Source organism: Micromonospora sp. NPDC050276 (genome assembly GCF_044459545.1).
Taxonomy (GTDB): domain Bacteria; phylum Actinomycetota; class Actinomycetes; order Mycobacteriales; family Micromonosporaceae; genus Micromonospora.
In genome coordinates, this window is record NZ_JBITJA010000021.1 from 66,342 (window position 1) to 83,962 (window position 17,621).

The 17,621-nt window shown below is 70.9% G+C and carries 13 protein-coding genes; 6 read left to right on the forward strand and 7 right to left on the reverse strand.

From position 1 onward, the window contains the following. Window positions 1–14: 14 nt before the first annotated feature. Together ACIBF8_RS29755 and ileS are read right to left on the reverse strand one after the other, a co-directional pair. Window positions 15–704, reverse strand: a complete 690-nt coding sequence (locus tag ACIBF8_RS29755; protein WP_396787236.1) for a lysophospholipid acyltransferase family protein — start codon at window positions 702–704, stop codon at window positions 15–17. Window positions 705–809: 105 nt separating this feature from the next. Further along, on the reverse strand, window positions 810–4,058 hold the full coding sequence (gene ileS, locus ACIBF8_RS29760) for an isoleucine--tRNA ligase (RefSeq protein ID WP_396787237.1): 3,249 nt from the start codon (window positions 4,056–4,058) through the stop codon (window positions 810–812). Between the two features lie 386 nt (window positions 4,059–4,444). On the opposite strand from ileS, the gene ACIBF8_RS29765 reads away from it, so the two are divergent. Beyond that, on the forward strand, window positions 4,445–5,629 hold the full coding sequence (locus ACIBF8_RS29765; protein WP_396787238.1) for an acyltransferase family protein: 1,185 nt from the start codon (window positions 4,445–4,447) through the stop codon (window positions 5,627–5,629). Window positions 5,630–5,694: 65 nt separating this feature from the next. Here ACIBF8_RS29765 and ACIBF8_RS29770 read toward each other — a convergent pair whose 3' ends face one another. Beyond that, window positions 5,695–7,245, reverse strand: coding sequence for an alkaline phosphatase D family protein (locus ACIBF8_RS29770; protein ID WP_396787239.1), 1,551 nt, complete (start codon window positions 7,243–7,245; stop codon window positions 5,695–5,697). Window positions 7,246–7,443: 198 nt separating this feature from the next. On the opposite strand from ACIBF8_RS29770, the gene ACIBF8_RS29775 reads away from it, so the two are divergent. The 3 genes from ACIBF8_RS29775 to ACIBF8_RS29785 all read left to right on the forward strand — a co-directional run bounded on the left by ACIBF8_RS29775 (window position 7,444) and on the right by ACIBF8_RS29785 (window position 10,012). Beyond that, complete coding sequence (locus ACIBF8_RS29775; RefSeq protein WP_396787240.1) at window positions 7,444–8,583, forward strand: acyltransferase family protein; 1,140 nt, start codon at window positions 7,444–7,446, stop codon at window positions 8,581–8,583. Between the two features lie 122 nt (window positions 8,584–8,705). Further along, window positions 8,706–9,137 (forward strand): carboxymuconolactone decarboxylase family protein, encoded by a 432-nt coding sequence (locus ACIBF8_RS29780; protein ID WP_396787251.1) that lies wholly within the window; start codon window positions 8,706–8,708, stop codon window positions 9,135–9,137. Continuing rightward, the gene (locus tag ACIBF8_RS29785; RefSeq protein ID WP_396787241.1) at window positions 9,134–10,012 is read left to right on the forward strand and encodes an RNA polymerase sigma-70 factor; all 879 of its coding nucleotides are present in this window, start codon (window positions 9,134–9,136) and stop codon (window positions 10,010–10,012) included. Before ACIBF8_RS29780 ends, ACIBF8_RS29785 begins: the two co-directional genes overlap by 4 nt. 35 nt (window positions 10,013–10,047) lie before the next feature. Here ACIBF8_RS29785 and ndk read toward each other — a convergent pair whose 3' ends face one another. Then, on the reverse strand, window positions 10,048–10,473 hold the full coding sequence (ndk, locus tag ACIBF8_RS29790) for a nucleoside-diphosphate kinase (protein ID WP_363689346.1): 426 nt from the start codon (window positions 10,471–10,473) through the stop codon (window positions 10,048–10,050). Between the two features lie 142 nt (window positions 10,474–10,615). Between ndk and ACIBF8_RS29795 the strand changes: the two genes are divergently transcribed. Beyond that, the gene (locus ACIBF8_RS29795; protein WP_396787242.1) at window positions 10,616–12,088 is read left to right on the forward strand and encodes a VOC family protein; all 1,473 of its coding nucleotides are present in this window, start codon (window positions 10,616–10,618) and stop codon (window positions 12,086–12,088) included. A gap of 44 nt (window positions 12,089–12,132) precedes the next feature. Here ACIBF8_RS29795 and ACIBF8_RS29800 read toward each other — a convergent pair whose 3' ends face one another. The 3 genes from ACIBF8_RS29800 to ACIBF8_RS29810 are packed head-to-tail and all read right to left on the reverse strand — an operon-like array spanning window position 12,133 to window position 16,513. Next, complete coding sequence (locus ACIBF8_RS29800) at window positions 12,133–12,567, reverse strand: DUF4233 domain-containing protein (RefSeq protein WP_396787243.1); 435 nt, start codon at window positions 12,565–12,567, stop codon at window positions 12,133–12,135. After that, entirely contained in the window at window positions 12,564–13,898 is a 1,335-nt protein-coding gene (locus tag ACIBF8_RS29805; RefSeq protein ID WP_396787244.1) for a bifunctional folylpolyglutamate synthase/dihydrofolate synthase, read from the reverse strand. The genes ACIBF8_RS29800 and ACIBF8_RS29805 overlap by 4 nt, the downstream gene beginning before the upstream one ends. Continuing rightward, window positions 13,895–16,513: a valine--tRNA ligase gene (locus ACIBF8_RS29810; RefSeq protein ID WP_396787245.1), complete on the reverse strand. Its 2,619-nt coding sequence runs from the start codon at window positions 16,511–16,513 to the stop codon at window positions 13,895–13,897. Before ACIBF8_RS29810 ends, ACIBF8_RS29805 begins: the two co-directional genes overlap by 4 nt. Window positions 16,514–16,582: 69 nt before the next feature. On the opposite strand from ACIBF8_RS29810, the gene ACIBF8_RS29815 reads away from it, so the two are divergent. Then, window positions 16,583–17,269, forward strand: coding sequence for a hypothetical protein (locus ACIBF8_RS29815; protein ID WP_396787246.1), 687 nt, complete (start codon window positions 16,583–16,585; stop codon window positions 17,267–17,269). Window positions 17,270–17,621 lie beyond the last annotated feature (352 nt).

Sequence of the window (17,621 nt, forward strand, 5' to 3'; positions counted from 1 at the left end):
GCGCTGGGGGGCGTTCAGGCGTTGCGGGTTGGGTCTGGGTGGGCGCGGGGCGGGGCGTAGCGGGGCACGTACTCCTGGCCGGTGAGCTTCTGGATCTCACTCATCAGCTCGTCGGTCATCTGCCGCAGTGAGGCGCGGTCGTCCGGCCGGCCGGTGAAGTCCAGCGGCTTGCCGAACCGGACCGTGATCTTGGCCGTGCCCGGCCGTGGCACCCGGGCGCCGATCGGCTGCGCCTTGTCCGTGCCGATCATGCCGACCGGAATGATCGGCACACCGGCCGAGATCGCCAGCCGCGCCGCGCCGGTCCGCCCCCGGTAGAGCTTGCCGTCCGGCGAGCGGGTGCCCTCGGGATAGACCACCACCAGGTCACCGCCCTTGAGCGCCGGGATCGCCGCGTCGAACGCGGACAGTGCCGCCCGGCCGCCAGCCCGTTCGACGGGGATCGCGCCCAGGCCGGTGAGGACGAACTTGGAGATCGCACCCTTCACGCCGGTGCCCTTGAAATACTCCGACTTGGCCCAGAACGCCAGGTGCCGGGGCACGACCGTGCCGAGGAACAGCTCGTCGGCCACCGAGAGGTGGTTGCCGGCGAAGATCGCACCGCCGATCTCCGGCACGTGTTCCAGCCCCTCCACGGTCGGGCGGAACGCCAACCGCAGCGTGGGCGCCACGGTGAGCTTGCCGATGGTGTAGAGCAGGGGCACTGGTCCTCCGGCAGATCAGGTGCGAACAGGCGGTGTCACGGTAGCGGACGCCTCCACACCTCCCAGACGGAGGTGGTGAGGCGCCCGCACCCTGGCGATGGTCCGTTATACCCGGCGGACGACCACCGTTACCCGCTCACCCTCGCCGACCTCGCCGGCGAAGCCGTCGAGCCCTTCCGCGAAGTCCACCGAATCGGCCAGCACCTCGGCGGAGACGAAGTCGACGAACCCGGCCACCGCGGCCCGGACCTCGTCGGACGCCGACACCGACACCACGATCCGGTCCGAGACGTCCAGATCCGCGTCCCGACGGGCCTGCTGCACCACCCGCACCACGTCGCGGGCCAGCCCCTCGGCGGCCAACTCCGGGGTGACGTCGGTGTCCAGCACCACCACGCCCTCACCGCCGGGCAGCGGCGCGGAGTGCTCGGCGTCGGCCGCGATCAGGCGCAGCTCGTACTCGCCCTCGGCGAGGGTGACGCCGGCGGCCACCGGGGCGCCGTCGACCAGCTCCCACTCGCCCGCCTTGACTGCCTTGATCACCTGCTGCACCTGCTTGCCGACCCGCGGCCCGAGCGCCCGGGGCACCACCGTCAACACCTGCTCGCAGTACGCGGACAGCTCCGCGCTGAACTCCACCGCCTTCACGTTGACCTCGTCGGCGACCAGGTCGGCGAACGGCCGCAGCTGCTCCGCGACCGGCGAGGCCACGGTCAACCGGGCCAGCGGCAGCCGCACCCGGAGCCCCTTGGCCTTGCGCAGCGACAACGCCGCCGAGGCGACCGCCCGCACGTTGTCCATCGCGGCGACCAGGTCGTGGTCGGCCGGGAATTCGCTCGCCTCCGGCCAGTCGGTCAGGTGCACCGAACGCTCCCCGGTCAGACCACGCCAGATCTCCTCCGCGGTCAGCGGCGCGAGCGGCGCCACCACCCGGCAGAGCGTCTCCAGCACCGTCGACAGGGTGTCGAAGGCGTTGGCGTCACCCGACCAGAACCGGTCCCGCGACCGGCGCACGTACCAGTTGGTCAGCGCGTCCAGGTAGGACCGGACGGCGGCGCAGGCACCGGAGATGTCGTACGCGTCCATCTGCGCGCCGACCGTCGACACCAGCTCGTTCGTCTTCGCCAGCACGTACCGGTCGAGCAGGTGGGTGGAGTCGGTGCGCCGCCGCGCCTGGTACCCGTCGGCGTTGGCGTAGAGCGTGAAGAAGTACCACACGTTCCACAGCGGCAGCAGCACCTGCCGGACAGCGTCGCGGATGCCCGCCTCGGTGACCGCCATGTCGCCACCGCGCAGCACCGGCGAGGACATCAGCATCCAGCGCATCGCGTCCGAGCCGTACGAGTCGAAGACGTGGTAGACGTCCGGGTAGTTGCGCAGGCTCTTGGACATCTTGCGCCCGTCCGAGCCGAGCAGGATGCCGTGGCTCAGACAGTTGCGGAACGCCGGCCGGTCGAACAGCGCGGTGGCCAGCACGTGCATCGTGTAGAACCAGCCACGCGTCTGCCCGATGTACTCGACGATGAAGTCACCCGGGTAGTGGTGCTCGAACCAGTCCGCGTTCTCGAACGGGTAGTGCACCTGGGCGAACGGCATCGACCCGGACTCGAACCAGCAGTCCAGCACCTCCGGGACCCGACGCATCATCGACTTGCCGGTCGGGTCGTCCGGGTTGGGGCGGACCAGCTCGTCCACCACCGGCCGGTGAAGATCCGTCAGCCGTCCGCCGCTGAGCACGCCGCTTCGGGTCGCAAGCTCCCCGAAGTCCCGCTCGAGTTCCGCGAGCGAGCCGTAGACGTCCAGGCGCGGGTAGTTCGGGTCGTCGGACTTCCACACCGGGATCGGCGAGCCCCAGAACCGGTTCCGGCTGATCGACCAGTCGCGGGCGTTGGCCAGCCACTTGCCGAACGAGCCGTCCTTGATGTGGCCGGGCGTCCAGTTGATCTCCTGGTTCAGCTCGACCATCCGGTCCCGGAACTGGGTCACGGCGACGAACCACGACGACACCGCCTTGTAGACCAGCGGGGTGTCGCAGCGCCAGCAGTGCGGGTACGAGTGGGTGTAGGTGTCCTGCTTGAGCACCACCCCCCGCTCCTTCAGCTCCCGGATCACCGGCTTGTTGACGTCGAAGACCTGCTCACCCTGGTACGGCGGGACCAGTGCGGTGAACCGGGTGTGGTCGTCCACCGTGACGATGGTGGGGATGCCGGCGGCGTTGCAGACGTTCTGGTCGTCCTCACCGAAGGCCGGGGCCAGGTGCACGATCCCGGTGCCGTCCTCGGTCGTGACGAACTCCGCGCCGAGCACCTGGTAGGCGTTCTCCCCGGCCTGCTCGACGAGGAAGTCGAACAGCGGCGTGTAGCGGCGCCCGACCAGGTCCCGGCCGTACACCGTGCCGACCTGCTCGTACCCGTCCAACTCCTTGGCGTACGCGGCGAGGCGCGCCGCGCCGACCAGGTACCGCTCGCCACTGCGCTCGCTGTCGGGGGAACCCCGGTGCTCCAGCACCGCGTACTCGATGTCCGGGCCGACGGCGAGCGCCAGGTTCGACGGCAGGGTCCACGGCGTGGTGGTCCAGACGCCCAGCTTGACCGGGCCGCGCACCAGCTCCGGTGCGGACTCGTCGGCGGTCAGCCCGAACCACACCGACAGGGTGGGGTCGTGCCGGTCCCGGTAGACGTCGTCCATCCGGGTCTCGGTGTTCGACAGCGGCGTCTCGCAGCGCCAGCAGTAGGCCAGCACCCGGAAGCCCTCGTAGATCAGACCCTTGTCGTGCAGGGTCTTGAAGGCCCACATGACGCTTTCCATGTAGTCCAGGTCGAGGGTCTTGTAGTCGTTGGTGAAGTCGACCCAGCGGGCCTGCCGGTTGATGTACCGCTCCCAGTCCTGGGTGAACTCCAGCACCGAGGTGCGGCAGGCCTCGTTGAACCGGGCCACGCCCAGGTCGATGATCTCCGCCTTGCTGGTGATGCCGAGCTGCTTCTCGGCCACCACCTCCGCGGGCAGGCCGTGGCAGTCCCAGCCGAAGCGCCGCTCGACGTGCCGGCCGCGCATGGTCTGGTAGCGCGGCACCACGTCCTTGACGTAACCGGTGAAGAGGTGACCGTAGTGCGGCAGGCCGTTGGCGAACGGCGGGCCGTCGTAGAAGACGTACTCGTTCTCGGCGTCGCCTGCGACGCCGGCATCGGCGGAGTCCGTCGTTTCCGGTCGCCGACCGGAGGTCGGCCTTGCCTCGACCGACGCCTCGAAGGTCTTGTCGGCCGTCCAGTGCTCCAGCACCCGGCGCTCGACCGCGGGCAGGTCCGGGCTCGCCGGCACACCGGCGGCGGTCGGGTCGTGCAACGGATAGGCCATCGGGGGTCGCTCTCCTCATGCAGCTCACGCAACGTGGGTCTGCGAGGACGAACCTTCCGGGGTACGCCTGGAACGGCGCTCCCGGGTGGCCCGCGGTACCACCCCGCTTGGCGGTCAGGATCGACCGCCCGCTCATTAGCCGGCTGTGACGGGCCGCACCCGTCCGGTTCTACTGGGCCGGTTGCCCGGCTGTTCTTCCGGAGGCTCACCGGTGATGGCCGGGTCATCGCCTTACGGTGCTCAACGATACTCGACGCGCCCCGCGCTCCGCCGCCGAGTAACGCCCCGGGCACCCGCGCCGCCCGCCGACCGCAGCGGATATCCGAACGGTCACTGTCGTGCGCGCCGCTTGACTGGATCTTCCGGGGATGACCAGAATTCGCCGGGTGACCGAGATCAGTTACGCCGAATACCGCGCAATGCGTCGGTTTCCCGCTCTTGACGGACTCCGCGCGTTCGCCGCAGTGATCGTCGTGGCCTTCCACTTCGGCGGGCCGGGCTGGGCCTGGACCTCCGGCTGGGCGGGCGTGCAACTGTTCTTCGTGTTGTCCGGCTTCCTCATCACCACGTTGCTGCTGCGCGAGGAGGAGGGGCGGGGACGCGTCTCGCTGCGGTCCTTCTACATCCGGCGGATCTTCCGGATCCTGCCGGTCTACTTCGTCGTGCTCGCCGCGACGTACGCGCTCGCGCACCTCAACGGCAGAGGCGCGACGGTCCGGGAGTCGATGCCCCACTACCTGCTGATGGCCAACGAGTTCGCGCCGACCCTGGCCTTCCTGCACTCGTGGACGATCGCCATCGAGTGGAAGTTCTACCTGGCCTGGCCCCTCTTCGCCTTCGTGTTGGTCGCCGCCACCTTCCGCCGTCGGCTCACGGCGACGCTGCTGGCCGTCGCCGCGCTGGCGGCGATCGTTCCGTTCACGCCCGACTGGCCCTACTGGCCGATCCACTACGTGTCGATCCTGCTGGGCTGCCTGCTGGCGATCGTCATGCACCACCCCCGGGGGTACGCGCTGTTCCAGCCCCTGACCCGTCCCGTGGTGGCTCTCGTCGTGGCGGTCGGCTTCGTCGCCGTGCACCTGTCGCTGCCGTACTGGTCGGCGGACGAGCACCCTCGCCTGGAGGCGAAGATCGCCGCCTACTCGGTGGCGGTGGCGCTGCTGCTCCCCGCCATGCTGGGGCGTGGGCTGCCGACGAAGTTCCTCTCCTGGCGGCCCCTGGTGTTCGTGGGTGAACGCTCCTACTCGCTCTACCTGGTGCAGGAACTCGCCGTGGCGGTGGTCGTCGGGTTGGTGCCCTCGTACGAACCGCGCGGGACCCGCTTGTTCGTCGCCGCGACCGTGGTGGCGCTGCTCTGCGCCGATCTGCTGTACCGATGGGTCGAGCAGCCGATGATCAGGGTGGGGCGACACCTCGCCAAGAGCCGCAAGGGGGTGCCGCCCACGGTCGCGGTGGATCCCAACCAGCCGGCCGCACCCGTCCAGCGGACCGTGCCCGGCCTGCCGATCCCCGAGGCTCGGACGCCGGGAGATCCGGAGCCGGCCTTGGCCAGCGACGGTGGCCGCCGCTGATCATGAGGTTGACGGAAGGGTGGAGCACGGATCCGCCCGCCAACCTCATGATCGACATAGTGCGGTCAGGGTGCCGGGAGGGTGGTCGACCAGAGCGAAACGCCGTCGCGATCGCGCAGGTGGACCGTCAGGGCCTCGGACTCACCGTCGATGGTGACCTCGCCGAAGTGCTGGAAACCCTCCGCCGGTGACGTGTTGGCCTGCGGCGGCGCGTGCACGAAGGCCGCCTGCGGCCCGAACGTGCCGTCCAACGCGTTCGGACCGAACGCACCGGCGTGCGCCGGGCCGGAGACGAACTCCCAGAACGGGGTGAAGTCGCCGACCGCCGCGCGGGACGGGTCGTAGTGGTGCGCGGCGGAGTAGTGCACGTCGGCGGTCAGGAAGACCATGCCGGTCACCCCGGCCCGGTGGGTGGCCCGCAGCACCTCGGCGAACTCCAACTCCCGGCCCGCCGGCGCGCCCGGGTCGCCCTGCGCGACACCCTCCTGCGCACCCGGACCGTCCGGCACCACCACCCCGATCGGCAGGTCGTTGGCGATCACCTTCCAGGTCGCCGTGGAACGCTTCAGCTCCCGGATCAGCCACTCCCGCTGCTCCCGGCCGAGCAGGCCGCGCTTCGGGTCGGCGTACGTGTTGCCGTCGTTCGGGTCCTTGTGGGTGCGCATGTCGAGCACGAACACGTCCAGCGACGGCCCGTACGACAGCCGCCGGTACATCGGCCCGTCGACCGGCACCGGTAGCCACTCGTTGAACGCCTGACGGGCCCGGGCGGCGAGCACGTCCACCCGCCGCTCGGTGTAACGCGGGTCGTCCAGGATCTCACCCGGGTACCAGTTGTTGAGGACCTCGTGGTCGTCCCACTGGTTGATCTGTGGCACCGCGGCCGCGAACTCCCGCAGGTGCTCGTCGAGCAGGTTGTACGCGAACTGCCCGCGGTACTCGGCCAGCGTCTCGGCCACCTTGCTCTTCTCCGGGGTCACCAGGTTGCGCCAGATCCGCCCGTCGGGCAGCGTCACCGAGTCGACCAGCGGGCCGTCGGCGTACACCGTGTCGCCGCTGCACAGGAAGAAGTCCGGCCGGGTCTGCCGCATCGCCCGGAAGATCGACATGCCGCCGAAGTCGGGGGCGATGCCCCAGCCCTGCCCGACCACGTCGCCGGTCCAGACGAACTTCACGTCGCGTCGCCGGTGCCGCCCCGGCGCGGTGGTCAGCGTTCCGGTCAGTGGCTCACTCACCACCCCGTGCCGATCCAGGCTCTCCACCCGCACCCGGTAGTGCAGCCGCTCGGCGTCCGGCAGACCCCACAGCCGGACCTTTCCGGTGAAGTCGCCGTCCGGGGTGAGCACCGGGCCGCGCAGCTTGCGCGCGCCCCGGAAGTCCGGCCGACGGCTCACCTCGACCAGCATCCGGCCCGGCCGGTCGGCCCGCGTCCAGACCAGCGCCGAGTCCGCGGTCACGTCGCCGCTCTGCACGCCGTGCGTGAGCACCGGGCGCGCCGCCGGGCGCCAGGCCGGAGCAGCGTTCGCGCCGGCACCGCCCAGCAGGGCGCCGCCGGCGGCTCCGGCACCGACCACCAGGCCAGCCCGCAGCAGGGTACGTCGATCAAGCTCGGTCATGCTTCCTCCCGATCATGGGTTGACCTTGACCCGGTGGGTCTATCGGGCGGAGATGACCGTGGGCGCCGGCTCGGGTGACGCGAGCCGGAACGTCGGTTGTCCGGACGGAACGAGGTGCGGCTGGCGCGGCTTGACCGCGCCGAGGCGCTCGCGCAAACTTCGCCGGTGCGTTCGCTTCAGTACCAAGAATTTCAGGCCATGCGTCGATTCCCCGCCCTGGACGGGCTGCGGGCACTGGCCGCCGTCATGGTCATCGCATTCCACTACGGCGGCCCGTCCTGGACGTGGCTGACCGGCTGGATCGGCGTACACCTGTTCTTCGTGCTCTCCGGCTTCCTGATCACGACGCTGCTGCTACGCGAGGAGCACCGCTACGGCAAGGTCTCGCTGCGCGCGTTCTATCTGCGGCGGTTCTTCCGGATCATGCCGGTCTACCTGCTGGTGCTCTTCCTGTACTGGGGACTGGCCCGGATCAACGGCAACGCCGAGTCGATCGAGCGGGGGATGAAGTACTACCTGCTCTTTCTCAACGAGCAGCTGTCGCCGGCCGCACCGTTCCTGCACTCCTGGACGATCGGCATCGAGCAGAAGTTCTACCTGTTCTGGCCGGCCATCGCCTTCGTGGCGGTCGCCGCCGTCTTCCGCCGCCGTCTGGTGGTGACGCTCGGCCTGCTCGTGCTCTTCATCGCGATGATCCCGCCGGACATCGCGTGGCTGAGCTGGCCAATCCACTACGTGGCGATCCTGCTCGGCTGCCTGACCGCCATCATCATGCACAACCCCCGGGGCTTCGCCCTGGTCCGACCGCTGACCCACCCGGTGACCGGCACCGTCGCCATCCTGGCGTTCGTCGTGGTCCAGGTGTGCGCGCAGTTCTGGCCCACCCGCCTCGGCCAGGAGGCGTTGATCGGCAGCTACGCCGCCGCGACGGCGGCGCTGCTGCCGGCCCTGCTCTCCCGCAGCGTGCTCGCCCGTGGGCTGGGGTTGCGACCACTGGTCTTCGTCGGCGAACGCTCGTACTCGTTGTATCTGATCCAGGCCATCGCGTCGCGGGCCACGGCCGGGCTGATGCCCGCGATCGGGCACCGCACCACCCTCTTCTTCGTGGCGACGACGCTGGTGGCGCTGCTCGCCGCGGACCTGATGTACCGGTGGGTCGAGCTACCCATGATCGAGGTGGGCCGTCGGCTGGCCGCCCAGGTGAGCCGGCCGGCCCCGCGCGAGGGCGACGGCACCACGCCCACCCCGCCCACCCCGCCCGCTTCGGTCGTGGGGAACGTCCAGATCCCCCGGCCCCGCGAGGTGCTGGAGGACGTCGCCCCGGCGGCGCGGGGCTGACCACAGCTCTGCCGCGGTCCGCTCCGGCGGCATGAGCGGGGTCACAGCCACGGTTGTCACGACTCACCCCGGCCGAACCGTCGTCACGGTGTCGGATCGATCAGGAGGTAGTCGTGCAACGGATGAACCCGACCGAGGTCGCACCGCAGGCGTACAAGGCCGTCCTGGGGTTGGAGAAGTACGTCCAGACCAACGTCGACCACACCGTGCTGGAGCTGGTGAAGCTGCGGGCGTCAATGATCAACGGGTGCGCGTACTGCGTGGACATGCACAGCCGGGAGGCACTCGCCGGCGGCGAGTCGAGCCGGCGGCTGTTCGCCGTCGCCACCTGGCGGGAGGCACCCTTCTTCGATGAGCGGGAGCGGGCCGCGCTGGCCCTCACCGACGCGGTCACCCGGCTCGGTGAGCACGGGGTGCCGGACGAGGTGTGGGACGACGCCGCGAAGGTCTGGTCGGAGAAGGAACTGGCCGACCTCGTCATCGCGATTGCCACAATCAACGTGTGGAATCGGATCGGGGTGACGATGCGGCTGGAGCCCCCGGCCCAGGTGTGACCACCGAGGCGGCAGCAGAGGCGGCCGGTGCGCTCGAGGCGCACCGGCCGATGCTGCTTGGACTCGCGTACCGCCTGCTCGGCAGCCGGCACGACGCGGAGGACGTGCTCCAGGAGGCGTACCTGCGGTGGCTGGGTGTGGACCGCGCACGGGTCGACGAGCCGCGCCGGTACCTGTCCCGGGTGGTTACCCGGTTGGCCCTGGATCGGCTGCGCGCCCGGCAGGCGGCCCGCGAGACGTACGTCGGGACGTGGCTGCCCGAGCCGGTGCCGACCGAGCCCTCGCCGTTCGGGCCGTTGGACCGGGTGGAGCTACGCGACTCGCTCTCCACCGCGCTCCTGCACGTGCTGGAACGGCTCACCCCGCCGGAGCGGGCGGTGTACGTCCTGCACACGGCCTTCGACCTGCCGTACGCGGAGATCGCCGAAATCCTGGACCGGTCGGCCGCCGACTGTCGGCAGCTGTACCACCGGGCAACCGAGCGGGTACGGCAGGAGCAGCGTCGGTTCACCGCCAGCCGGCCGGAGCGGGAGCGGCTGCTGAACGCGTTCCTCGCCGCCGCGCGCGACGGCGACCTGGCGACGCTCACCGATCTGGTCGCTGCCGACGCCACCGCCTGGAACGACGGCGGCGGCCGGGTGCGGGCCGCCCTCAACCCGGTCACCGGCGCGGACCGGATCGCCCGGTTCTACGCCGGGGTCTACGGTCCGCGGCACCAGGTGACCATGGATCCGATCGAGCTCAACGGGGAACCCGCGGTGCTGGTCACCCGCGCGAACGGCAGCCGGTACACGCTGACCATCGCCGCAGCCGACGGACGGATCACCGGGATCTACGTGGTCGGCAATCCGGCGAAGGTGCCGGCGATCGGCTGAACCCGGGCGCGTCGGTCGGCCCCGGCCGGTGCGGGTCAGCCCAGCTCGGGGAACCAGAGCGCGATCTCGCGCTTGGCGCTGTCCGTCGAGTCCGAGGCGTGCACCAGGTTCTCCCGGTTGGACAGCGACAGGTCACCCCGGATGGTGCCGGCGGCGGCCTTGCGCCCGTCGGTGGCGCCGACCAGCCCACGGACCACGTCGATGACCTGATCGCCGGAGAGCACCAGGGCGACCAGCGGACCGCCGGTCATGAAGTCCTTCAGCGGTGGGTAGAACGCCTTGTCGACGTGCTCGGCGTAGTGCGCGTCGGCGAGCGCGGCGTCCATCGTCCGGTGCACCATCGCGTCGATCCGCAGCCCCTTGCGCTCGAAGCGGGAGAGGACCTCGCCGACCAGGCCGCGGCGGACCGCGTCGGGCTTGATCAGAACGAGGCTGCGCTCATCCGGGCTGTTGCTGGACACGCTGGGTTCCTCCTGTACGCGCGGAACGCTTGGGATCGGTACGGTCAGCCTAGCGACCCGGTCCCGGCGCCGGCGCGGCGGCCGGTCTTTCCCCCGGTGGCCGATCCGGCCTAGCCTGGCCCTGACCCCCGGGAGGTCCACTGTGGCGAATGGCGGGAACCGACCCATCGCGCCGGTACGCAAGCTGATCGGCACGGTGCTCGGCACCGTGGCCACGTTCGTCGTCCTGTTCGGGCTGGGCATGACCAGTTGGGCCATCGTGGCTCTCGGGGTCGCCCTGCTGGTGCTGGCGATCGCGCTGGCGACCGTGCGCGGCGGTGGTCGCACGTGGGTCGTCGGTGTCGGGCACGTGCACAGCGCCTCCGAACCACCCACCCAGTACGCGTTCGGCCGCTGCGAGCTGCAACTGGTGATCGACGCTCCCGGTCTGCCACCGCGATCCAAGAAGATCATCGAGCCGCGGGTGCCGGTCTCCAAGTGGCCGTCGCTGGGCCAGACCCTGCCGATCCGGGTCGCCCTGGACGACCAGCGGCACGTGAAGGTCCTCTGGGACGAGGTGCCGACCCACGCCGAGACCGCCGCCGCCGTCGCCGACCTGCCGCCGGAGTTCGCCGACGCGGACGCGGTGGACGAACTGCTGATTCAGCAGGACGCGCCACCGTGGGCCGACCGCGCGCCGGACGAAGACTTCCGGGACGACTTCCGGGACCCGGTCGGCGATCCGTTCCGGGACCCGGTCGGTGACCCGCTGCGCGCCGACCCGGTGCGCAGCGACCTGCGGCGTGACGACCCGGGCGTGCTGCCCGAGGAGCGCGAACCCGTGGTGATGCACCAGAGCCCGGGTGGCCCGGTGGTGTTGGAGGGCGTCGTCGTCGAACCGCAGTCCGGTGGGCTGCCCCGCCGGGCCACCCCGGCACCACGCCCGCCCGCCGAGGAGCGCTTCGACGAGCCCGACGCGGACCGGCCCGACCGGCCGGAGGAGCCTGCGGCCGCTGCCCGGCCCGCCGACGACCCCGTCGACGTGCCCAGCGCGCAGCGCTCCGACCCACTCAGCGCGCCACGCTTCGACCCACCGCCCGCGCAGCGCTCCGGTCCCGGCGCGGCCGACCCGCTGGACCCACTCGACCTCCCGCTGGACGATCCCGCCCCGGCCGGCGCGGCACGCGAGACCGTGACCGACGAGGAGCTGGACGAGGCGATCTTCGGATTCGACGCCGGCTCGGCTGCGGATCCGGCCGGGCCGATCAGCGGCGTGGGCCTCACCCTGCTGGTCACCGACCTGTCCCGGTCGCTCGGCTTCTACCGCGACATGCTCGGCTTCAGCGAGGTGGACCAGGGCGCCCACAACGCCGTCCTCGCCTCCGGAACGACCCGGCTCGTTCTGCGTGAGGTGACCGGGGCCGCGCCCATCAGCCGCCGGCTGGTGCACGTCAACCTCGAGGTGAACGACATCGAGGCGGCGTACGAGCGGTTGCGCGAGTCGGGCGTCCGCTTCACGTACGCGCCCCGGGTGGTCAACCGGGGCACCAAGCTGGAGGTGTGGGCGGCGGCCTTCCGCGACCCGGACGGCCACGGCGTCGCGCTCACCCAGTGGCGCGAACGCGCCGACGCCTGACCCGGCCCGCTCCCACCTCCCGGTGCCGGCGATCGGGTCCGGCGTCAGCCCAGGATGACGCGGCGCACGTGCAACGCGTACGCCCAGACCAGGGCGAAGATGATGCCCAGCCCGAGCAGCGACCAGTGCAGCAGACCACCCAGCAACAGCAGGCCCTGAAGCACGGTGCCGGCGTGCCAGGCCCAGGAGCGGCGCATCATGCCGGCGAGGACGACGGCGGCCACCGCCAGTGCCACCACCGCACCGATCGCGGCGCCGCCGAGGTCACCGCCGACCACCCGGATCGGCTGGATCGCCAACAGCAGCACCAGCGCCTCCAGGCTGAGCGTGCCCGCACCGAGGCCGCGTACCGCCCGCTCCGGGTTGCGCAACCCGGAACGCCGCGGCTGTCCGGCCGTGGGCTGCTCCCCCAGCGGCGGCTCGACCGTCGGACCGGTCGGGTCCTCGGTGGTGTGCGGGTCCCGCTCCGGACTGGTCATCGCTTCAACAGCCTGCGCGCGTCGGCGACCGTCACCACTGAGCCCGTGACCAGCACGCCGACCCCGCTGAGCTCGCCTGGGACGTCCTCCTCGGCCAGCGCCACCGCCAGCTCGATGGCGTCCGGCATCTCCTCGGCCGAATCCACCCGCTCCTCGCCGAAGATCTCGGCGGCCAGCGCGGCGAGTTCCTGCGTCGGCATCGCCCGTGGCGAGCTGTTGCGGGTCACCACCACGTGGTCGACCACCGGCTCCAGCAGCTCCAGCAGGCTTTCCGCATCCTTGTCGGCGAGAACGCCGATCACGGCCACCAGCTTGCTGAACGCGAACTCCTCCTGGAGCGCGGTGACGGTGGCCTTCATGCCGTGCGGGTTGTGCGCACCGTCCAGCAGGACGGTCGGGGCGTTGCGGACCCGCTCCAGCCGACCCGGGGAGCTGGCCGAGGCGAAGCCCTCCCGAACCGCCTCGATGTCGAGCTGACGTCGAGCCCCGGCACCGAGGAACGCCTCCACGGCGGCGAGCGCCACCGCCGCGTTCTGCGCCTGGTGGGCGCCGTGCAGTGGAATGAACACGTCGTCGTACACGCCACCCAGCCCTTGAAGGCTGAGCACTTGACCGCCGACCGCGACCGCCCGACCCAGCACGCCGAACTCGGCGCCCTCCCGGGCGATGGTGGCCCCGACCTCGGCGCAGCGTTCGAGAAGGGGACGCGCGGCCTCCTCCTCCTGCGCCGCGGCGATCACGGTGGCGCCCGGGTGGATGATGCCGGCCTTGGCCAGAGCGATGTCCTGGAGGGTGTCGCCGAGCCACTCGGTGTGGTCCAGCCCGATCGGGGTGATCACACAGACCCCGGCCTGGATGACGTTGGTGGCGTCCTCGGCGCCGCCGAGGCCGACCTCGACCACCGCGATGTCGACCGGGGCGTCGGCGAACGTGGCGAACGCCAGCGCGGTGGTCATGTCGAAGTAGGTCAGCGGCTCGGCCGACCGCGCGTCGACCAGCTCGGCCAGCGGTTTGATCTCCTGGTAGACCGCGGTGAACCGTTCCTCGCTGACCGGCTCCCCGTCCAGGCTGATCCGCTCTCGGACGGTCTCCAGGTGCGGGCTGGTGTACCGGCCGGTGTGCAGCCCGAACGCACGCAGCAGCGAGTCGATCATCCGCGCGGTGGAGGTCTTGCCGTTGGTGCCGGTGAGGTGGATCGCGGGGTACGCCCGCTGTGGGCTGCCGAGCAGGTCGAGCAGGGACTCGATCCGGTCCAGCTCGAAGACCATGCGGGTGAAACCACGGGCGTTCAGCTCCGCCTCGACGGCGGCGAAATCGGTACGGTCGGTCACGAGGGCAGTGTCTCCAGAGCAGCGTCGATCCGGACCAGGTCGGCCTCGGCGGTGGCGAGCCGGTCGCGGATCTTCGCGACCACCGGCTCGGGGGCCTTGCCGATGAAGGCAGGGTTGTCGAGCTTCGCCCGGGCCTGCGCGACCTCCTTCTCGGCGGCCGCGCGGTCCTTCGTGAGCCGGGCCCGCTCGGCGGCCACGTCGATCGACCCCCGGGTGTCCAACGCGACACCGACCGCGCCGGGCATGGCCAGCGTGGCACTGGCCTGGAAGTCGTCACCGGCCGGATCCAGGCGGACCAGCGAACGGATCAGCGGCTCGTGGGCCGCGATGCCCGCGCCGGCCAGCCCGTCCAGGCGGGCGGCCACCCGCTGCGTCGGACGCAGCCCCTGATCGGAACGGAACCGGCGGATCTCGGTGACCACCCGCTGCACCCCGACCAGCTCGGCCTCGGCGGCGTCGTCGACCAGCGACCGGTCGGCCACCGGCCAGGCGGCGGCCTGCACCGTCTCGCCGCCGGTCAGCGCGAGCCACAACTCCTCGGTGACGAACGGGATGACCGGGTGCAGCAGCCGCAGCAGCTGGTCGAGCACGTGCCCGAGCACCCGCCGGCTGCCCTCCGCCCGCTCACCGCCCTCGGCGAGCACCGGCTTGCTCAGCTCGACGTACCAGTCGCAGACGTCGTCCCAGGCGAAGTGGTACAGCAGGTCGCACACCTTGGCGAACTCGTACGCCTCGAACTGCTCGTCGACCTCGGCGGTGACGTGCGCCAGCCGGGACAGAATCCACCGGTCGACGGTGGAGAGCTGCTCGGCCGCGGGCAGGTCGCCCGTGGTGTGCGCGCCGTTCATCAGGGCGAAGCGGGTGGCGTTCCAGAGCTTGTTGCAGAAGTTGCGCGAGCCCTGGCACCACTCCTCGCTGACCGGGACGTCCTGCCCGGGGTTCGCGCCCCGCGCCAGGGTGAACCGGGTGGCGTCGGCGCCGTACCGGTCGATCCAGTCCAGCGGGTCGACCACGTTGCCGAACGACTTCGACATCTTCTTGCCGAACTGGTCGCGCACCATGCCGTGCAGCGCGACCACGTCGAACGGCGGCCGGCCGTCCATCGCGTAGAGACCGAACATCATCATCCGGGCGACCCAGAAGAACAGGATGTCGTACCCGGTGACCAGCACGCTGGTCGGGTAGAACTTCGCCAGGTCCGGAGTCTGCTCGGGCCAGCCGAGGGTGGAGAACGGCCACAGGCCGCTGGAGAACCAGGTGTCCAGGACGTCCTCGTCCTGGTGCCAGCCCTCGCCGGTCGGCGGTGCCTCGTCGGGGCCGACGCAGACGATCTCACCCTCCGGGCCGTACCAGACCGGGATGCGGTGCCCCCACCACAGCTGGCGGGAGATGCACCAGTCATGCATGTTGTCGACCCAGGCGAAGTAGCGCTTGGCCAACTCGGCCGGCTCGATGCGGACCCGGCCGTCGCGCACCGCGTCACCGGCGGCCTGGGCCAGCGGGGCGGTGTTGACGAACCACTGCAGCGACAGCCGCGGCTCGACGGTGGTCTTGCACCGCGAGCAGTGCCCGACCGCGTGCACGTACGGGCGCTTCTCGGCGACGATCAGGCCCTGCTCCCGCAGCGCGGCCACGATCGCCGGCCGGGCCTCGAACCGGTCCAGCCCCTCGAACGGGCCGGGCACGGTGATCACCCCGCGCTCGTCCATCACGGTCAGCGCGGGCAGGTCGTGCCGCTGGCCGATCTCGAAGTCGTTCGGGTCGTGCGCCGGCGTCACCTTGACCATGCCGGTGCCGAAGGACGGGTCGACGTGCGCGTCGGCGACGATCGGGATCCGGCGGCCGGTCAGCGGCAGCTCGACCTCGGTGCCGATCAGGTGCTGGTAGCGCTCGTCGTCCGGGTGCACCGCCACCGCGGTGTCGCCGAGCATCGTCTCGGCCCGGGTGGTGGCCACCACGACCTCGTCGCTGTAGCGGATCGAGATCAGCTCACCGTCGTCGTCGGTGTGCTCGACCTCGATGTCGGAGAGCGCGGTGAGGCAGCGCGGACACCAGTTGATGATCCGGTTGGCCCGGTAGATGAGGCCGTCGTCGAAGAGCTTCTTGAAGATCGTCTGGACGGCGCGGGTCAACCCCGCGTCCATCGTGAAGCGCTCGCGGTCCCAGTCGACCGAGTCGCCGAGACGGCGCATCTGGCCGAGGATGGCCCCACCGGACTCGGCCTTCCACTGCCAGACCCGCTCGACGAACTTTTCCCGGCCGAGATCGTGTCGGGAAAGACCCTCGGCGGCGAGCTGACGCTCGACCAGGTTCTGGGTGGCGATGCCGGCGTGGTCCATGCCGGGCAGCCACAGCGCCTCGAAGCCCTGCATCCGCTTACGCCGGGTCAGCGCGTCCATCAGGGTGTGCTCGAACGCGTGGCCCATGTGCAGTGAGCCGGTGACGTTCGGCGGAGGGATGACGATGGTGAAGGGAGGCTTGTCGCTGTCGGCGGAGGCCCGGAAGTGCCCGCCGGCTACCCACTGCTCGTACCGTCGCTGCTCTACCTCACCGGGCTGATACTGGCCGGCAAGGGTCGGGGCGTCGGGGCGTCGGGCATCCAGTCTCTCGGTCACCGGACAAGTCTACGGAGGGCTTCCGCAGACCTGACGTGCGCCACCTGCCGTTCGCGTACGGTGTCGGCTATGTCCGACGCACATCTCACCGAGCGGTCGCTCGACGGCGGTCGCGAGCCGGTCGAGCTGACCGAAGAGCCGATCCAGTTGAGCACCCGGGACTCCGGAGGCGACCCCGACGAGCGGTCCGGCGGCTGGTCCCGCCGACGCAAGATCGCTTGGACGGCCGCGCTGGTGGTCGGCCTGGCCGGTGCCGGGGTGCTCGGCGTCGCTGGGTGGCGGGTGGCGCAGCAGAAGGACACCCAACTGACCTCGCCCGATCAGGTGGCGGGTCTGACCCGCGACGACAGCGAGCGGGCGAAGAGCACCGCCGACTACCTGCGCAGCGGCCTGGCGGCGAACATCGAACTGGACCGCAGCTTCGGCACGGTCTACCGCGACCCGGCCGACGACAAGCGTTCGGTCCTCATCTTCGGCGGCACCACCCTGCTCTGGCAGCCGGAACGGGACTTGGACAGCCTCTTCCGCCTCATGTCCGACGAGACCGGCGCGGTGAGCGGTCTGCGCGAGGTGCCCGCGGGTGACCTCGGTGGCGTGCTGAAGTGTGGCAGCACCAGTGGCGAGGGTGGCGACTTCGCGGTGTGCGGCTGGGCCGACCACGGCAGCGTGGTGATGGCGATGTTCCCGGGTCGGTCGGTCAGCGACGCCGGCGGCCTCCTGCGCAACCTCCGCAACGGCATGCAGACCCGAGACTGAGCTGCCCCACCGAGCCCCGCCGCCTAGCCGGCCCACCCGCCGCCTGGTTGGCCCACCCGCCGGCCGTCCCGCCCGGCGTCCGCCTGGAACCTGCCCGTTACCGGCGCCCGACGCACTACCGGCCGTCTGGGCCGGGTTGATCGACTCGGTGTCAGGGAACCCGGTGCATCCACCGTCCCCGAACACCCCAACATTCCGGAACACCGAGCCGATCAACCAACGTTATCGGGGCATGCAGAAAGGGCCACCCCGCGCTAGGGGTGGCCCTTTCTGAAAGATTGTCCGGCGGCGTCCTACTCTCCCACACCCTCACGAGTGCAGTACCATCGGCGCTGGAGGGCTTAGCTTCCGG